The 15,937-nt window shown below is 69.7% G+C and carries 16 protein-coding genes; 2 read left to right on the forward strand and 14 right to left on the reverse strand.

The genetic code is table 11. From position 1 onward, the window contains the following. Positions 1–9: 9 nt before the first annotated feature. Positions 10–1,863 carry a glutamine--fructose-6-phosphate transaminase (isomerizing) gene (gene glmS / locus SZ60_RS02305; protein WP_043593308.1) on the reverse strand — a complete coding sequence of 618 codons (1,854 nt, stop codon included), beginning with the start codon at positions 1,861–1,863 and terminating at the stop codon, positions 10–12. 83 nt (positions 1,864–1,946) lie between these two features. Here glmS and coaA point away from each other — a divergent pair, with 83 nt between their 5' ends. After that, positions 1,947–2,903, forward strand: coding sequence for a type I pantothenate kinase (gene coaA, locus SZ60_RS02310; RefSeq protein WP_043593310.1), 957 nt, complete (start codon positions 1,947–1,949; stop codon positions 2,901–2,903). A 96-nt stretch (positions 2,904–2,999) separates the two neighbouring features. Here the strand turns inward: coaA and glmM are convergent, their stop codons facing one another. From glmM to infA, 13 genes are all read right to left on the reverse strand, one after another. Then, the gene (gene glmM / locus SZ60_RS02315; RefSeq protein ID WP_043593312.1) at positions 3,000–4,361 is read right to left on the reverse strand and encodes a phosphoglucosamine mutase; all 1,362 of its coding nucleotides are present in this window, start codon (positions 4,359–4,361) and stop codon (positions 3,000–3,002) included. A gap of 27 nt (positions 4,362–4,388) precedes the next feature. Next, entirely contained in the window at positions 4,389–4,874 is a 486-nt protein-coding gene (gene rpsI, locus SZ60_RS02320) for a 30S ribosomal protein S9 (protein WP_082059799.1), read from the reverse strand. 32 nt (positions 4,875–4,906) lie between these two features. Beyond that, positions 4,907–5,353, reverse strand: coding sequence for a 50S ribosomal protein L13 (gene rplM / locus SZ60_RS02325; protein WP_043593314.1), 447 nt, complete (start codon positions 5,351–5,353; stop codon positions 4,907–4,909). Between the two features lie 209 nt (positions 5,354–5,562). After that, positions 5,563–6,471: a tRNA pseudouridine synthase A gene (locus SZ60_RS02330; protein ID WP_043593316.1), complete on the reverse strand. Its 909-nt coding sequence runs from the start codon at positions 6,469–6,471 to the stop codon at positions 5,563–5,565. 16 nt (positions 6,472–6,487) lie between these two features. Beyond that, positions 6,488–7,330, reverse strand: a complete 843-nt coding sequence (locus tag SZ60_RS02335) for a formyltransferase family protein (protein WP_052505100.1) — start codon at positions 7,328–7,330, stop codon at positions 6,488–6,490. Further along, positions 7,323–8,081, reverse strand: coding sequence for a PIG-L deacetylase family protein (locus SZ60_RS02340; RefSeq protein WP_043593318.1), 759 nt, complete (start codon positions 8,079–8,081; stop codon positions 7,323–7,325). Before SZ60_RS02340 ends, SZ60_RS02335 begins: the two co-directional genes overlap by 8 nt. Positions 8,082–8,201: 120 nt before the next feature. After that, positions 8,202–10,922: an ExeM/NucH family extracellular endonuclease gene (locus SZ60_RS02345; protein WP_082059800.1), complete on the reverse strand. Its 2,721-nt coding sequence runs from the start codon at positions 10,920–10,922 to the stop codon at positions 8,202–8,204. A 258-nt stretch (positions 10,923–11,180) separates the two neighbouring features. Then, positions 11,181–11,747 (reverse strand): 50S ribosomal protein L17, encoded by a 567-nt coding sequence (gene rplQ, locus SZ60_RS02350; protein ID WP_043593320.1) that lies wholly within the window; start codon positions 11,745–11,747, stop codon positions 11,181–11,183. A 48-nt stretch (positions 11,748–11,795) separates the two neighbouring features. After that, on the reverse strand, positions 11,796–12,791 hold the full coding sequence (locus tag SZ60_RS02355) for a DNA-directed RNA polymerase subunit alpha (RefSeq protein ID WP_043593322.1): 996 nt from the start codon (positions 12,789–12,791) through the stop codon (positions 11,796–11,798). A gap of 188 nt (positions 12,792–12,979) precedes the next feature. Continuing rightward, entirely contained in the window at positions 12,980–13,378 is a 399-nt protein-coding gene (rpsK, locus tag SZ60_RS02360) for a 30S ribosomal protein S11 (RefSeq protein WP_043593323.1), read from the reverse strand. Between the two features lie 45 nt (positions 13,379–13,423). Further along, the gene (gene rpsM, locus SZ60_RS02365) at positions 13,424–13,798 is read right to left on the reverse strand and encodes a 30S ribosomal protein S13 (RefSeq protein ID WP_043593325.1); all 375 of its coding nucleotides are present in this window, start codon (positions 13,796–13,798) and stop codon (positions 13,424–13,426) included. Positions 13,799–13,988: 190 nt separating this feature from the next. After that, complete coding sequence (gene rpmJ / locus SZ60_RS02370) at positions 13,989–14,105, reverse strand: 50S ribosomal protein L36 (RefSeq protein WP_043593327.1); 117 nt, start codon at positions 14,103–14,105, stop codon at positions 13,989–13,991. A gap of 68 nt (positions 14,106–14,173) precedes the next feature. Continuing rightward, on the reverse strand, positions 14,174–14,395 hold the full coding sequence (infA, locus tag SZ60_RS02375) for a translation initiation factor IF-1 (RefSeq protein WP_043593329.1): 222 nt from the start codon (positions 14,393–14,395) through the stop codon (positions 14,174–14,176). A 299-nt stretch (positions 14,396–14,694) separates the two neighbouring features. On the opposite strand from infA, the gene SZ60_RS02380 reads away from it, so the two are divergent. Continuing rightward, on the forward strand, positions 14,695–15,891 hold the full coding sequence (locus SZ60_RS02380) for an LCP family protein (RefSeq protein ID WP_052505102.1): 1,197 nt from the start codon (positions 14,695–14,697) through the stop codon (positions 15,889–15,891). The last annotated feature ends 46 nt before the right edge of the window (positions 15,892–15,937 follow it).

The raw sequence follows: 15,937 nt of genomic DNA on the forward strand, positions 1-15,937 counted from the left end.
CACGACCCGCTACTCGACGGTGACCGACTTGGCCAGGTTGCGAGGCTGGTCGACGTCGAGGCCCTTGGCCGCGGCGAGCTCCATGCCGAAGATGTGCAGCGGCACGACCGACAACAGGGGCTCGAAGAGCGGGGCCGCCAGCGGGATGTGCAGCACCTCGTCGGCGAAGGGCAGCACGGCGGCGTCGCCCTCTTCGGCGATCGCGATGACCCGGGCGCCGCGCGCACGGATCTCTTGGATGTTCGAGACGACCTTGGGGTGCAGCGATCGCGGGTCACGCGGGCTCGGGACGATGACGAAGACGATCTGACCGGGCTCGATCAGCGCGATCGGGCCGTGCTTGAGCTCGCCGGCGGCGAAGCCCTCGGCGTGGATGTAGGCCAGCTCTTTCAGCTTGAGCGCACCCTCGAGGGCGATGGGGTAGCCCACGTGACGCCCGAGGAACAGGACCGATCGGGTGTCGGCCATCCAGCCGGCGAGGGTCTTGATCCGCTCGGACGACTCGAGCACCTGCTCGATCTTGCCGGGGATCTCGTGCAGGTCGGCGACCTGCTCGGCGATGGCCTCGGTGCTCAGCGTGCCCCGCAGGGTCGCGAGGTGCAGGCCCAGCAGGAAGAGCGCGGTGCCCTGGGCGACGAACGCCTTGGTCGACGCGACCGCGACCTCGGGGCCGGCGTGCGTGTAGAGCACGGCGTCGGACTCGCGCGGGATCGTCGAGCCCTGGGTGTTGCAGATCGAGAGCACCTGGGCGCCCTGCTCGCGGGCGTACTTGACGGCCATCAGGGTGTCCATCGTCTCGCCCGACTGGCTGATCGACACCACGAGGGTCTTCTCGTCGAGCACCGGGTCGCGGTACCGGAACTCGTGGGCCAGCTCGACCTCGACGGGCACGCGGGCCCACTGCTCGATGGCGTACTTGCCGAGGATGCCGGCGTAGGCGGCGGTGCCGCAGGCGATGACGATGACGCGGTCGACGGTCAGCAGACGCTCGCGCACGCCGTCGAGCTCGGACAGGGTCACGGCGCCGTCGGCGGTGATGCGGCCGAGCAGCGTCTTCGCGACGGCCTCGGGCTCCTCGCTGATCTCTTTCGCCATGAAGCTGGACCAGCCGCCCTTCTCGGCGGCCGAGGCGTCCCAGTCGACCTCGAACTCGGTCGTCTCGACCGGCGCGCCGGTGAAGTCGACGACCTCGACCGAGTCGGGACGGATCGTCACCAGTTGGTCCTGGCCGATCGACATGGCCCGACGGGTGTGCGCGACGAAGGCCGCGACGTCGCTGCCGAGGAAGTTCTCGCCGTCGCCCAGGCCGATGACCAGGGGCGAGTTGCGGCGTGCACCGACGACGACGCCCGGCTGGTCGGCGTGCACGACGAGCAGTGTGAAGGCGCCGTCGAGGGTGTTGACGACCGCGCGAAGGGCCTCGGTGAGGTCGCCGGAGGCGCGGTAGGCCCGGGCGACCAGGTGCGCGGCGACCTCGGAGTCGGTCTCGCTGAGGAACTCGACGCCCTCGGCGAGCAGCTCGGCCTTGAGCTCGGAGAAGTTCTCGATGATGCCGTTGTGGATGAGTGCGAGCTTGCCGTCGTCGGCGAGGTGGGGGTGCGCGTTCGCGTCGGTGGGGCCGCCGTGGGTCGCCCAGCGGGTGTGACCGATGCCGGTCGTGCCGTCGGTCAGCGGCGTCGCCTCGAGGTCGTCGACGAGCATCTGCAGCTTGCCGGCCTTCTTGCGGGTGCCGAGGTCGCCCGCGGCGTCGATCACGGCGACCCCCGCCGAGTCGTACCCGCGGTACTCGAGACGTTTGAGGCCGCCCAGCAGCACCTCGATGCTCTTGTCGCCCGTTCCGACGTATCCCACGATTCCACACATGCGGTCGATTCTAGAGGTTCCCGTCCGAGAGCCCGGCGGGCCGTGCCGACTCGCGCCGACCCCGGACCGGTAGCCTCGTGCGCATGGCCGAAGCCAACCCGACGACCGCGCCCTCCGCCGTGCACGCGAGCCCCTTCGTCGAGATCGGGCGCGACGCGTGGGCCGACCTGGCCCCGACGACGCGACTGCCGCTGACCGAGACCGAGATCGTGCAGCTGCGCGGCCTCGGCGACCGCCTCGACATGCGCGAGGTGCAGGACGTGTACGTCCCGCTCAGCCGCCTCCTCAACCTCTACGCCGCCGGTGCCCGCAACCTGCACCGGGCGACGAGCGACTTCCTCGGCGAACGGGCCCAGCGCACGCCGTTCGTGATCGGCGTCGCCGGGTCGGTGGCCGTCGGCAAGTCCACCGTCGCGCGCCTCCTGCGTGAGTTGCTCAGCCGCTGGGACGACACGCCCCGCGTCGAGCTGGTGACCACCGACGGGTTCCTCTACCCGAACGCCGAGCTCGAGCGCCGCGGCATCATGAGCCGCAAGGGGTTTCCCGAGTCGTACGACCGCCGCCACCTGCTGCGCTTCGTCTCACAGGTCAAGAGCGGCGCCGAAGAGGTGCGGGCCCCGTTCTACTCGCACACCAGCTACGACATCATGCCGAGCGCCGAGGTCGTCGTGCGCCGGCCCGACATCCTGATCGTCGAGGGGCTGAACGTGCTGCAGCCCGCCGTCGCCGGTCGGCTCGCCCTGAGCGACCTGTTCGACTTCACGGTCTACGTCGACGCCCGCACCGGCGACATCGAGAACTGGTTCGTCGACCGGTTCCTCGCCCTGCAGAAGAGCGCCTTCACGCAGGAGCGCTCGTTCTTCCACCGCTTCGCCGACATGAGCGAGCCCGAGGCCCGCTCGTTCGCCTCGGGCATCTGGAAGTCGGTCAACGAACCGAACCTGATCGAGAACGTGCTGCCGACCCGGTCACGGGCGACGCTCGTCCTGCGGAAGGCCGCCGACCACAAGGTCAGCTCGGTCCTGTTGCGCAAGATCTGACCCACCGCGACGGCGGCGCGTCCCGGTCAGGGGCGGTGTCCGGGCAGGAGGCGCGGGTCACGTCACCGGGACGTCGCACCCCGTCCGCCGCGCGGCTCAGAGGGCGAGTCGCTCGCGGACGACGTCGGCCAGCGCGTGGGCCACGCGGTCGGCGGTCGCCTGGTCGGCGGCCTCGACCATCACGCGCACGACGGGCTCGGTGCCCGAGGGACGGAGCAGCACGCGGCCGGTGTCGCCGAGTTCGTCCTCGAACCGGCGGACGGCCTCGGCCACGCCCTCGTCGGACGCGGCTCGCGAACGGTCGACGTCGCGCACGTTGATCATGATCTGCGGGAAGACCGTCATGACCGAGGCGAGCTCGGCCAGGCTCTTGCCGGTCGCGGCCATGCGGGCCACGAGCGAGAGGCCGGTGAGGATGCCGTCGCCGGTGGTGGCGTAGTCGGCGAAGACGATGTGACCGGACTGCTCGCCGCCGAGGGTGAAGCCGTGCTCGTTCATGTCCTCGAGCACGTAGCGGTCGCCGACCTTGGTCTGGCGGACCGTGATGCCGTGCTCGGCCATGGCGCGGATGAGGCCGAGGTTGCTCATCACCGTCGCGACGAGCGTGTCGTCGACGAGGGCGCCACGTTCTTTCTGCGCCAGGGCGATGATGGCCATGATCTGGTCGCCGTCGACCACGGCCCCGGTGGCGTCGACGGCCAGGCAGCGGTCGGCGTCGCCGTCGTGCGCGATGCCGACGTCGGCCCCGTGCTCGAGGACGGCCTTCGCGAGGTTGTCGAGATGGGTCGACCCCACGCCGTCGTTGATGTTGACGCCGTCGGGATCGGCCCCGATCAGGGTGACCCTCGCGCCGGCGTCGGTGAACACCTCGGGCGAGACGGCCGAGGCGGCGCCGTGGGCGCAGTCGAGGACGACGTGGATGCCGTCGAGCCGGTTCGGCAGGGCGCCGAGCAGGTGCAGCACGTAGCGGTCCTCGGCGTCGGCGAACCGACGGATGCGGCCGACGTCGCCACCGATCGGCATCAACTGCGGATCGGCCATGGCGGCCTCGATGCGGTCTTCGACCTCGTCGGGCAGCTTCGTGCCGCCGAAGGCGAAGAACTTGATGCCGTTGTCGGGCGCGGCGTTGTGCGAGGCGCTGATCATCACGCCGAAGTCGGCGCCGATGTCGTCGACGAGGAAGGCCGCGGCGGGGGTCGGGATGACTCCGGCGTCGAGCACGTCGACACCCGAGCTGGCGAGCCCGGCACAGACGGCCGCGGTGAGGAACTCACCGGAGATGCGGGGGTCGCGCGCGACGACGGCGACGGGTCGTCGCCCCTCGGCGCGACGGGCATCGGCGTGATGCCCCTTCGTGAGCACCACCGCGCTCGCCTGGGAGAGCCCCAGGGCGAGCGCGGCGGTCAGCTCACGGTTGGCGAGGCCTCTGACACCGTCGGTACCGAACAAACGCGACATCGCGAGACCTGCCTTGTGTGGTGCTGGTTAGCGCTTCGAGAACTGCGAGGCCTTGCGGGCCTTCTTGAGACCGGCCTTCTTGCGCTCGATGACGCGGGCGTCACGGGTGAGGAAGCCGGCCTTCTTCAACGTGGCGCGGTTGTTCTCGCGGTCGATCTCGTTCAGCGCACGGGCGATGGCGAGACGGAGGGCACCGGCCTGGCCCGAGGGGCCGCCACCGGTGACCTTGACGGCCACGTCGTACGAGCCGAGCAGGTCGAGGACCTTGAACGGGTCGTTGATCAGCTGCTGGTGCAGCTTGTTGGGGAAGTAGTCCTCGAGGGTGCGACCGTTCACGACGATCGTGCCGGAGCCGGGCGTGAGGCGCGCACGAGCGATGGCCTCTTTGCGACGACCGACGGCGGAACCGCCGACGCTCAGCACGGGGCGGGGCGTCGCGGCGGCCTCGGGGGCCGAGCTCTCGGTGGTGAAGCTCTCGGGAGCCTGGTCGATGGAATCTGCGATCTGAGCCACTGTGTGGGGGTCCTTAAGTCTGAAGGCGGACGCTACTGGGCGACCTGGTCGAGGGTGTAAACCGTGGGCTGCTGAGCAGCGTGGGGGTGCTCGGCACCCGCGTACACCTTCAGCTTCTTGATCTGGGCACGGCCCAGCGAGTTCTTCGGCAGCATGCCACGGATGGCCTTCTCGACCGCACGGGTGGGGTGCTTCTCGACCATCTCGGAGTACGTAGTGGCCGTGATGCCGCCCGGGTAGCCCGAGTGACGGTAGTAGAGCTTCTCGGCCAGCTTGGAGCCGGTGAGGGCCACCTTGTCGGCGTTGATGACGATGACGAAGTCGCCCATGTCCATGTGGGGGGCGAAGGTCGGCTTGTGCTTGCCGCGCAGCAGGGCTGCCACGTGGCTCGCGAGGCGGCCGAGCACGACGTCGTTGGCGTCGATGATCAGCCAGTTCGGCTGAACGTCAGCCGGCTTGGGGGAGAAAGTGCGCGTCACAGTAGTGCTGCTTTCTGGTCGAGGTGAGAGGTTCGTGAATCCCGCTCCGTTGCCGTTGTCACCGCAGAGACGATGAGAACGAGTCAGGTGGAGGGCTCAACTTCGGGCGAAAGCGCGCAGTTGCGCAGACACCAAGGGTTCACGTTACCCGACACGAGCGGGACGGTCAACCGCCGCCCGCCGCCCGTCGCCCGCCTCACGCGCGGGCGTCACTCCCCCAGCTGGTCGTGCGACCGCTTCACCTGCGTCAGGGCCACCCGGGCTGCCATCTCGTCGTCGGGCGGGTAGCCGACCTCGACCATCGTGAGCCCGTGGGCGGGCACGACGCGGAACTCGCCGTTGCGCTGGGCCTCGCGCCGGACGCCCACCGCACGATGCGCCTCCATCGCTCCCTCGCCGACGGCCACGCAGGCGCCCACGAGGTTGCGCACGAGGTTGTGGCAGAAGGCGTCGGCCTGCACCGAGGCGACGAGCACGCCGTCGGCCTCGCGCCGCCACGAGAACTCCTGCAGCTCGCGGATGGTGGTCGCGTAGTCGCGGTGGCGGCAGTAGGCGGCCCAGTCGTGCAGGCCGAGCAGGCCGGACGCCGTCGCGTTCATCAGCTCGAGGTCGAGGCGTTGGTCGTACCAGAGGGTGTGGCTGCGCCTCGTCGGGTCGCGCTCGGCACCCCGGTCGGCGATGCGGTACTCGTACCGCCGCCAGAGCGCCCCGAAGCGGGCGTGGAAACCAGGAGGCGCGACTCGCGCACCCGAGATCACGATCTCGTCGGACGCGCCCGCGAGCCCGTTCAACCGCCTGGCCAGCACGGTCGGGGCGTCGAGCGGGGACTGGTCGCGCATGCCGCGATGCGGCTTCTGCAGCTGGGCGATCTGGGCGTCGGTGAGGTCGAGGTGCACCACCTGCCCGCGGGCGTGCACGCCGGCGTCGGTGCGACCCGCCACGGTCACGGTCGGCACGTCCCCCAGCCGGCGGAAGAGCGTCTGCAGCGCGGCCTCGATCTCGCCCTGCACCGTGCGACGGCCGGGCTGCTCGCTCCAGCCCGAGAAGCCGGTGCCGTCGTACGCGACCCCGAGACGGAGGCGCGTGAGGGCCGGGTCGTCGATCGTCACGCCCCCCATGCTACGAGAGCGGCGGTCACCGCCGGGACTCGGCCTCGAGCACCGTGTAGTCGCCGTCGGCGCAGCGCAGGACGACTCCGTCGGGGCGACGCCCGGGTTCACCCCGCCACACCGTGACCGGTTCTCCCCCGGCAGCGAGATAGAAGGCGCCGGGATAGGGACGCGTGGTCGCCCGGACCAGGCGGTCGACGTGCTCGACGGTGTCGAGGGCGGGGTCGAAGAGCCCGTCGGCGGGCGTCCGCCGCGCCCAGGTCGTCGCCCGCGACTCGTCCTGCGGGCGGGCGACCACCGTGCCGTCCCGCATCGCGGGCCAGAGCGCGCGGATCAGTCGGACGTGGGCGTCGTCGACCTTGGCGTAGAGCGTCGTCGCCGTCTCGCGCGCGTCGACCTCGATGGCCTCGGCGCCGAGCACCGGCCCGGTGTCGACGCCGGGTTCGAGCACGAAGGCCGTCACGCCCGTCTCGGGCAGCCCCTTGACGATCGCCCAGGGCACGGCCGCGTTGCCTCGCCCGACGGGCAGCAGGGTCGGGTGCATGCCCACGGCGCCGTGACGCGCGGCACGCAGCACCTCGGGACCGGCGATCTGAGACCAACCGATGACGAAGAGCCAGTCGAGGTCGGCGGCCCGCAAGGCCTCGGCCGCGTCGTCGACGTGCGGCACGGTGACGAGGTCGATGCCGTGCCGGCGGGCGATGTCGTCGACCTGGACGCGCCCCGCCTTCGTGGCGGCCCGGTGGCTCGGCAGGGTGACGAGCACGTCGACGGTCGCGCCCATCTCGAGCAGGGCCTCGAGGACGCTGCGCCCCACCTGGACGCACGTGACGAAGCCGATGCGCGGTCGCGGTCCCGCCTCAGCCACGGGAGGACGTCCGGTCGAATTCGATGGTCTCGCGAGGGTCGCGCTGCCCCAAGGACTCGAGCGTGAAGACCGACTGGAAGCGTTCGGCCGCGGGGACCCCCGCCGCCGACCCCGCGACGGCCAGGGCGGCGCGCAGGGTCTCGGACGAGCGAGGGTGCGGGAAGGGCCGCATGACGTCCCGGTAGCACTCGAGGGCGTCGAGCTTGGCCCGGACGTCGCGGGGACCGACCTCGACCCACGTGTTCGGTGCGAACGCGGACGCGGCACCCGGATAGGCCCATTCGGTGGAGGACAGGACCTCCATGAAGGCGACGTCGATGGCGCAACCGTTCTCGGGCCGGCGCTGGTTGCGTCGGGCGGCCGCCTGAGCGGCCTCCGACACCATCCGGTGGTCGACGTTGATGTCTCCGGGGTGGGTCGTGATCACGGTTCTCGCGCCCGTGCTCTCGATCGCCTGCTCGACGAAGCGGACCATGTCGAGGTGCGGCACCGTGTTCGTCGCGATGTTCGGGAACCCCCCGAAGATCGGCGGTTCGCTGCCGAGGACGGCAGCGGCGGCCAGCGTGTCGGCACGCAGATCGCCCTGTCCAGGGTGACGGTGTCGTTCGGATGCGTCACCGACGAAGATCGCGGTCGTCACGGGGACGCCGGCTCGTGTCAGCCGATGGATCGTCGCCCCCGCCCCCAGGGTCTCGTCGTCGGGATGGGCGACGACCACGAGCACGGGACGATCCGGTTCAGAGATGAGCATTCAGCAAGAATATCACATGCTGCTTTCCGCAGCCCCGCCAGGGGAACGTATATGGCGGACGACGGCGGCCGCGACACGGTCTCCCGTGCCACGACCGCCGCCGTCACCGTCGCGTGGCGACTACGCCCTGCGGGAGGCTCGGTGTCGACCCCCGAGGACCGCTCCGCCCAGGGCCATGAGCACGAGAGCGAGCGCGATCCAGCCCGCCACCGACTCGGTGCCCGTGTAGGCCAGGGGACCGCCGGCCGTCGGCACGGTCGTGCCGGGGGCCGTCGCACCAGGGACCGTCGCACCGGGGCCGGCGGGGTCGGCGCCCTCACCGGGCGTCGTGCCCGGGTCGGTCACCGGCGGAACGGGGTCGACGGGAGCGGCGAGCAGCGACACCCCGACGACGACCGGGTCGTGGTCGCTCGAACGGAACTGGTCGGCCTGGTAGAGCTGCCGCACGTTGTAGTTGAAGCGGCTGTACTCGAGGCCGATGCCCTCCCCCGAGTTGATGTTCCAGATGTCCACGCCCGTGACGGCCTCGGCCGCGGCGGGCGAGGCGAGCACGTGGTCGAGCGAACCGCTGAGGCCGCTGAACACGTAGCTGTACTCGTCGGTCTCGGTGGAGCCGAGGTCGACGTAGCCCGCGGCCCGCAGCACCTGGATCGGGTCCTCCTGGCTGTAGGCGTTGAAGTCGCCCAGCAGGAACACCTTGTCGGTTCCCGCAGCGGCCTCGCGTTCGGCGGCGAAGGCGACCAGGGCGTTCGCCTGGTTGACGCGCGAGCCGTTCGAACCGCCCTGGCCGTCACCCTGGTCGGCGTCCGCGCCCGAGCCGCTGCCCTTCGACTTGAAGTGGTTGGCGATGGCGACGAAGGTCGACTCGGCGTCACCGCCGACGGGACGGAAGGCCTGGGCGAGCGGCTGCCGAGCATTGCTGAAGGCAGCCGATCCGGTCAGGATCGTCGACCCTCCGACGGGCTCGGCGACGGACTTCTTGTAGATGAAGGCGAGACGGATGACGTCCTCGTTGGCGGGCAGCGCCTCCGGTGAGCGGGCATAGTCCCACACCTCGGCACCGGCCGCGGCGTTGAGCGCCCCGACCAGGGTCGCGAGCGCGGAGTCGCGGGGCTCGCCGAAGCGGGCCGAGTTCTCGATCTCCTCGAGCGACACGACGTCGGCGCCGAGGGCGTTGATCGCGGTGACGATCTTCACCTGCTGGCGGGCGAGGTTCTCGGCGTTCGCGGCACCACGAGCGTCGCAGCCGCTGTTCACCGTCACCGGCGCACCCGCGCGGTCGGTGTAGAACGTGCAACCGCGCAGCTGGTCGCCCGTCGTCGTGAAGTAGTTCAGCACGTTGAAGCTGGCGAGCTTCAGGTCGCCTCCCACCTCACGCGGGGCGTCGGTGCGGATGTCCTCGAACGTGACCGGCAGGTCGCCGTAGGCGGTGTCTCCGGTGAGACGGGCAGTCGGCTGGTACTTCCAGGCCGAGTTGCGGAAGTCGAACACGACCGGCTTCGTGAAAGCCACGGAAGCGCCCACCGTCACCGGGTTCTCGTTCGAGAGGTAGGGCACCGGGATCGACTGGTTGGCGGCCGTGAAGAAGTTCGTCGTGGCACCGTCGTCGAGGGTCACGGCACGGGCCGCGTTGTCGGCGACCACCGCCGCGTAGCCGGGCGAGCCCGGTCGGGCGACCTCGGTGGGCTGGATCAGCGGCCGGTCACCCGAGGCGAGCTTGACCTCGCCGTACTGGTTCGTCGTGTAGGTGTCCGCGACGGTGAACTCGCCCTGAGGCAGCACGAGCATGCTCTCGAGCGTCTCGCGCTGGGCGTCCGTGGCGGGCAGGCCGACGGTCGCCGCCCGCGGCGCCACCACGCTCGAGGCGTCGAGCGTCCTGAGCGACGACGCACCGGTGACGGTGATCTGCGTCAGGCCGAAGAACTCGGTGACCGCCCCGTCCACCTCGACGTAGTCGCCGACGGCGACCGAGGAGGCGGTGCTCGCGGAGTACACGAACAGTGCGTCCGACGCGAGGTGCGTCGCCAGGTCGAGCGCGCCTCCTGACCCCGGGGTCTGGATGACGTAACCGTCCAGGCCGCCCGTGGGGTAAGTCGCCGTGACGACGCCCCGCGTGGTCACCGTGCGACCGACGAACGGACTCGTGCCGGTCAGGCCCTGGACCTGCGCGATCGTCACGTCGGCCTCGGGGGTCGGTTCGGGCTGCGGCTCGGGCTCGGGGCCGGGATCGGTGCCCGTGCCGCCGGAGTTCTGCGGGGTGACGGTGGTCTGCGTCGAGAAGTCGGCCGCGTTGACGTCGGTGTCCGCACCAGCGGTGCGGGCCAACGAGTTGGGCGTCGGGTTCGTTCCGGTCACGGGAGCGACGGTCGTCTCGAAGGTGTTCGAGGCGCCGTAGCCGAGCAGGTCGACCACGCCCGGCGTCCCGGCGGGGATCGAACCGGGTGCGAGCGTCAACGGAACGGCGCCGTTCGACAGCAGGACCGTTCCCGTCGTGCCGCTCGGGTTGAGCGAGGCACTCGCGTCGGGGGCGGGCAGGTCGGCGCCCGTGGTGCCGTTGCCCGGGATCGCCACGAGGAAGTAGCCACCGGCCGCGATGGTGCCGGCGATTTCAGCGGCGGAGAACTCCCCGGCGCCCGTCGCCGAGCGGTACTGCAGGGACCAGCCGGCCAGCGACACCGACGCCGCCGTGGGGTTGTACAGCTCGACGAACTTGCGGTTGAAGGGAGCGTTGGCGCTGCCTCCCTTGAGGTAGGCCTCGTTGATGACCACCGACGAACCGTCGGGCGCGGCGAGGGCGGGCGCGGCGGTCACGAGAGGGGCGAGCCCGAGTGCGAGGGCCATGCCCGTCGTGAGGGCGAGGGCCTTGAGTGGCCGGGGGCGTGGGCGTGGGCGTGGCGACATGACGTCCTTCGTGATCGGGTCGGGCTCCGGTCACCGTAGGCGGCACAGGTGCACCACAGGTGTCGCAGAACAATCGCCAAGGTAAACGACCCCCGCCCGGGGGGCCAGTCCTCTCTTGTGCGGACCGCCTCCTGCTCCCTGCACGACGGAGGGCCCGTCACCTCACGGTGACGGGCCCTCCGGGTGGTGCTGGTGGGACTACTTGGCTGCTTCGTCGTCCGACTTCGCAGCGGCGTCGGCCTCGACCTCGTCGGCGGCAGCCGTCTCGGTCTCGGTCTCGACGGGAGCCGACTCCTCGACGGTCTCGGTCTCGTCTACGGGAGCCTCGGTGGGCTCCTCGGCGACGGGCTCGGCGACCGGAGCCGCCGCGGCGGTGGTCTTCGAGTTCTTGACCTTGGGGCTCACGGGCTCGAGGACGAGCTCGATGGACACCATCGACGCGTTGTCACCCTTGCGGAAGCCGAGCTTCGTGATGCGGGTGTAGCCGCCGTCACGGTTCTCGACCAGCGGAGCGATCTCGGTGAAGAGGATGTGTGCGGCCTCTTTGTTGTTGCGCAGGGTCTGCATGGCGCGACGACGCGAGTGCAGGTCGCCACGCTTCGCGAAGGTCACGAGGCGCTCGGCGACGGGACGCAGGCGCTTGGCCTTCGTCTCGGTCGTCTTGATCGTCTTGTGCTCGAAGAGCGAAGCGGCCAGGTTGGCCAGCATGAGGCGCTCGTGCGCCGGGCCGCCTCCGAGGCGGGGTCCCTTGGTGGGCTTGGGCATTGTCTGTTCCTAAGTGAGTCGAGAGTGGAGGGCGTCGGGCGGAGAGACCTAGTTGGTGGTCTCTTCTTCGTCGTAACCGCTGTAGAAGTGGGCTCCGTCGAACCCGGGGACCGTGTCCTTCAGCGAGAGGCCGAGCTCGACGAGCTTGTCCTTCACCTCGTCGACCGACTTCTGACCGAAGTTGCGGATGTTCATCAACTGGGTCTCGGAGAGGGCGACCAGCTCGGACACCGTGTTGATGCCCTCGCGCTTCAGGCAGTTGTAGCTGCGGACCGACAGGTCGAGGTCCTCGATCGGGGTCTGCAGCTCGCTCGACAGGACGGCGTCGACCGGCGCGGGGCCGATCTCGATGCCCTCGGCGGCGGTGTTGAGTTCGCGGGCCAGACCGAACAGCTCGGTCAGCGTGCGACCGGCCGACGCGATGGCGTCGCGCGGCGAGATCGACGGCTTCGACTCGACGTCGACGACCAGACGGTCGAAGTCGGTGCGCTCACCGGCACGCGTCGCCTCGACGCGGTAGGTGACCTTGAGCACGGGCGAGTAGATCGAGTCGATCGGGATCTGACCGGCTTCGCTGAACTCGCTGCGGTTCTGCACGGCCGACACGTAGCCGCGGCCACGCTCGATCGTGAGCTCGAGTTCGAACTTCGCCTTGTCGTTCAGCGTGGCGATGACGAGCTCGGGGTTGTGGATCTCGACACCGGCCGGAGCCGAGATGTCGGCGGCCGTGACCTGACCGGCACCCTGCTTGCGCAGGTAAGCCGTGATGGGCTCGTCGTGCTCGCTGGCGACGACCAGCTGCTTGATGTTGAGGATGACCTCGGTGACGTCTTCCTTCACACCGGGGACGGTCGTGAACTCGTGCAGCACGCCGTCGATGCGGATGCTGGTGACAGCAGCGCCGGGGATCGACGAGAGAAGCGTGCGGCGCAGCGAGTTGCCGAGGGTGTAACCGAAGCCGGGCTCGAGGGGCTCGATCACGAAGCGGGAGCGGAACTCCGAGATGTTCTCCTCGGTGAGGGTGGGGCGCTGTGCAATGAGCACTGTTTATTCCTTTCGGCGAAGAGTCCGCTATATGACTCTTGGCGGTACGACAGGTGGCTGGCCCGTCGGGTCTGTTGAGTTGTGGCACCTCGGGCGAACACGCAGGAGGCGGTGCTGACGCGGGGGAGCCCGCCGCACCGGCGGACCCCGAAGAGGGACCCGTGCCGGTGTGGCGGGCGGTAACTCAGTTAGACGCGACGACGCTTCGGCGGGCGGCAGCCGTTGTGCGCCTGAGGGGTGACGTCGTTGATCGAACCGACCTCGAGGCCTGCGGCCTGGAGCGAACGGATCGCCGTCTCGCGACCCGAACCCGGGCCCTTGACGAAGACGTCGACCTTCTTGACGCCGTGCTCCTGCGCCTGACGGGCGGCGGACTCGGCGGCGAGCTGCGCGGCGAAGGGGGTCGACTTGCGCGAACCCTTGAAGCCGACGGCGCCGGACGAGGCCCAGCTCAGGACGGCGCCCGAGGGGTCGGTGATCGAGACGATCGTGTTGTTGAACGTGCTCTTGATGTGGGCCTGACCCACGGCGACGTTCTTCTTCTCTTTGCGGCGGGGCTTACGCGCGGCCGTCTTCGGTGCTGCCAATTTTTTCTCCTACAACCTTGAGGGGCGTACGGCGGGAGCCGAGGCCTATCGAGCCTTCTTCTTGCCGGCGACGGTGCGCTTCGGGCCCTTGCGGGTACGAGCGTTCGTCTTGGTGCGCTGGCCGCGGACGGGGAGGCCGCGGCGGTGGCGGATGCCCTCGTAGCTGCCGATCTCGACCTTGCGGCGGATGTCGGCGGCCACCTCGCGGCGGAGGTCGCCCTCGACCTTGTAGTTGCCCTCGATGTAGTCGCGGAGCAGGACGAGCTGGTCGTCCGTGAGGTCCTTGACGCGGATGTTGCCGTCGATCTCGGTCTCGGCGAGAGTCTTGAGCGCGCTGGTGCGGCCGACTCCGTAGATGTAGGTCAGTGCGACTTCGACGCGCTTGTCGCGCGGGATGTCAACGCCTGCTAGACGTGCCATGATGGCCTCTTTTCAGAGATGGTGGAGGTCTGTCACAGCACCGGTGCCCGGGCCTCCGACCCGGGGTGTCCCCCGCCTCCGTCCACCCTGTCGGGCGTCCGTGACGAGTTCTGGTGCTGCTGGGAGGGTGTTGCTGTGTGACCCGGCTCGGCCGGGTCGGCATCGGCACGCCGCCGGAGCGGCGGACGAGTCAGCCCTGGCGCTGTTTGTGGCGCGGGTTGCTCTTGCAGATGACCATGACGTTGCCCTTGCGGCGGATGACCTTGCAGTGCTCGCAGATGGGCTTGACGCTGGGGTTGACCTTCATTGCTGATTCCTTGATCTCGCTGGCTTCGTGCCCCACGGGTGCGTGGGGCCGTTCCTTTCCAGCACGCCCTACTTGTAGCGGTAGACGATCCGGCCGCGGGTCAGGTCGTAGGGGCTGAGCTCCACGATCACACGGTCTTCGGGCAGGATGCGGATGTAGTGCTGCCGCATCTTGCCGGAGATGTGCGCGAGGACCCTGTGTCCGTTGGTCAACTCAACGCGGAACATCGCGTTGGGCAGAGCTTCGATCACTGCGCCTTCGATTTCGATGACACCGTCTTTTTTGGCCATAGCCTCACTGTCGCTAAGAATAGGGGTGTTGGTCGTGCGGGGATGCGATGCCCAGGCGCGCAGAAACGCACATGGAACACCAAAGATCGATCCTAGGTGATGCCGGTATAGTTCAGCAACCCGGCTGGTCAACCCGACACGCCGGAGCACCCGTCGACCTTCGCTGCCCGCCTCAGCCGTGGTCTCGCCGGGGATGCATCACGACTGCCGGGAGCACCATGCCTGACCGCTCGACCCCCCCCTCTTCCCCTCGGGGCGTCGCTCGCCACGGTCGACTCCGTCGCCGAGGACCCGTCCGCATGCTGCTGGCGCTCGTCGCCGGGGCGATGGCCGTCGTGCTCGTGAGCGGCGTGTCCGTCGCGGCGATCGCGGTCCGCACCGCGACCTCCGGGGTGAAGACCGTCTCGCTGGGCAACGAGGACGAGGTCGCCGGGGTCGACATCTCGGCCATCGAGGGCGGAGCCAACATCCTGCTGGTGGGCAGCGACGAACGCGACGACGGCAGCCAGGTCGACGCCGGCGAGGTCGACGGCATCCGCAACGACGTGACGATCCTGGCCCACCTCTCGGCGGACCACACCCAGCTGACGGCCGTGAGCTTTCCCCGTGACCTCATGATCGACGTACCCGAATGCGTCGGCGACGACGGCCAGGTGTACCCGGCCGAGGACCACGTGCAGTTCAACACGACCCTCGGACGCGGTGGGCTCTCGTGCACCGTCAAGACGGTCGAGGGCATGACCGGACTGGCGATCCCCTACGCCGGCAAGATCACGTTCGACGGCGTCATCGAGATGTCGAACGCCATCGGTGGGGTCGACGTCTGCGTCACGCGGACGATCCGCGACACCGACTCGGGCATCGACCTGACTGCGGGCACCCACACCCTGCAGGGTGCCGAGGCCCTCGCCTTCCTGCGGACCCGACACGGCGTCGGCGACGGTAGTGACATCGCGCGCATCAGCTCGCAACAGGTCTTCCTGTCGTCGATGATGCGCAAGATCATCTCGGGCGGCACACTCGGCGACGTGACGACGCTCTACAAACTCGCCTCGGCCGCCCTGAGCAACATGACGTTGTCGTCCACCCTCGACTCCCCCGACACGCTCGTGCGCCTGGCCCTCGCGCTGAAGGACATCCAGCCCGCGGGGATCGTCTTCGTGCAGTACCCGGTCGTCGACGACCCGCGCGACTCGAACCGGGTGATCGAGTCCACGACCGACGCCGCAGCCCTGAACGCCGCTCTCAACGCCGACGAGAAGTTCACCCTCGGCGACGACAGCGCGGGGCGTGGCTCCGTCTCGGACGGGACCGCCCCCGCCGAGACCACGGCTCCCGCCGTGCCGAGCGATGCGCCGTCGCCGTCCGATCCGGCTACCGACTCCACGGGCCCGGTCGACCCCTCCACGACGACCGCGCCGACGACCACGTTGCCGTCGACGATCACGGGGCAGTCGGCGGCCGAGGCCACCTGCAGCGTCGGCTCGTCCCGCTGAGCCGCACCGCGCCTCCTCGGCGTCTCCGGCGTGAGCCGAGGAGGCG

The sequence above is a fragment of the Frigoribacterium sp. MEB024 genome (assembly GCF_000878135.1).
Classification (GTDB): Bacteria; Actinomycetota; Actinomycetes; order Actinomycetales; family Microbacteriaceae; genus Frigoribacterium.

Coding starts and splice junctions, on each gene's coding strand:
- rpsM (WP_043593325.1), bottom strand. CDS start 13,798: ATGGCACGTCTAGCAGGCGTTGACATCCCGCGCGACAAGCGCGTCGAA.
- rplQ (WP_043593320.1), bottom strand. CDS start 11,747: ATGCCCAAGCCCACCAAGGGACCCCGCCTCGGAGGCGGCCCGGCGCAC.
- rpmJ (WP_043593327.1), bottom strand. CDS start 14,105: ATGAAGGTCAACCCCAGCGTCAAGCCCATCTGCGAGCACTGCAAGGTC.
- glmS (WP_043593308.1), bottom strand. CDS start 1,863: ATGTGTGGAATCGTGGGATACGTCGGAACGGGCGACAAGAGCATCGAG.
- coaA (WP_043593310.1), top strand. CDS start 1,947: ATGGCCGAAGCCAACCCGACGACCGCGCCCTCCGCCGTGCACGCGAGC.
- SZ60_RS02345 (WP_082059800.1), bottom strand. CDS start 10,922: ATGGCCCTCGCACTCGGGCTCGCCCCTCTCGTGACCGCCGCGCCCGCC.
- SZ60_RS02340 (WP_043593318.1), bottom strand. CDS start 8,081: ATGCTCATCTCTGAACCGGATCGTCCCGTGCTCGTGGTCGTCGCCCAT.
- SZ60_RS02330 (WP_043593316.1), bottom strand. CDS start 6,471: ATGGGGGGCGTGACGATCGACGACCCGGCCCTCACGCGCCTCCGTCTC.
- SZ60_RS02380 (WP_052505102.1), top strand. CDS start 14,695: ATGCTGCTGGCGCTCGTCGCCGGGGCGATGGCCGTCGTGCTCGTGAGC.
- infA (WP_043593329.1), bottom strand. CDS start 14,395: ATGGCCAAAAAAGACGGTGTCATCGAAATCGAAGGCGCAGTGATCGAA.
- glmM (WP_043593312.1), bottom strand. CDS start 4,361: ATGTCGCGTTTGTTCGGTACCGACGGTGTCAGAGGCCTCGCCAACCGT.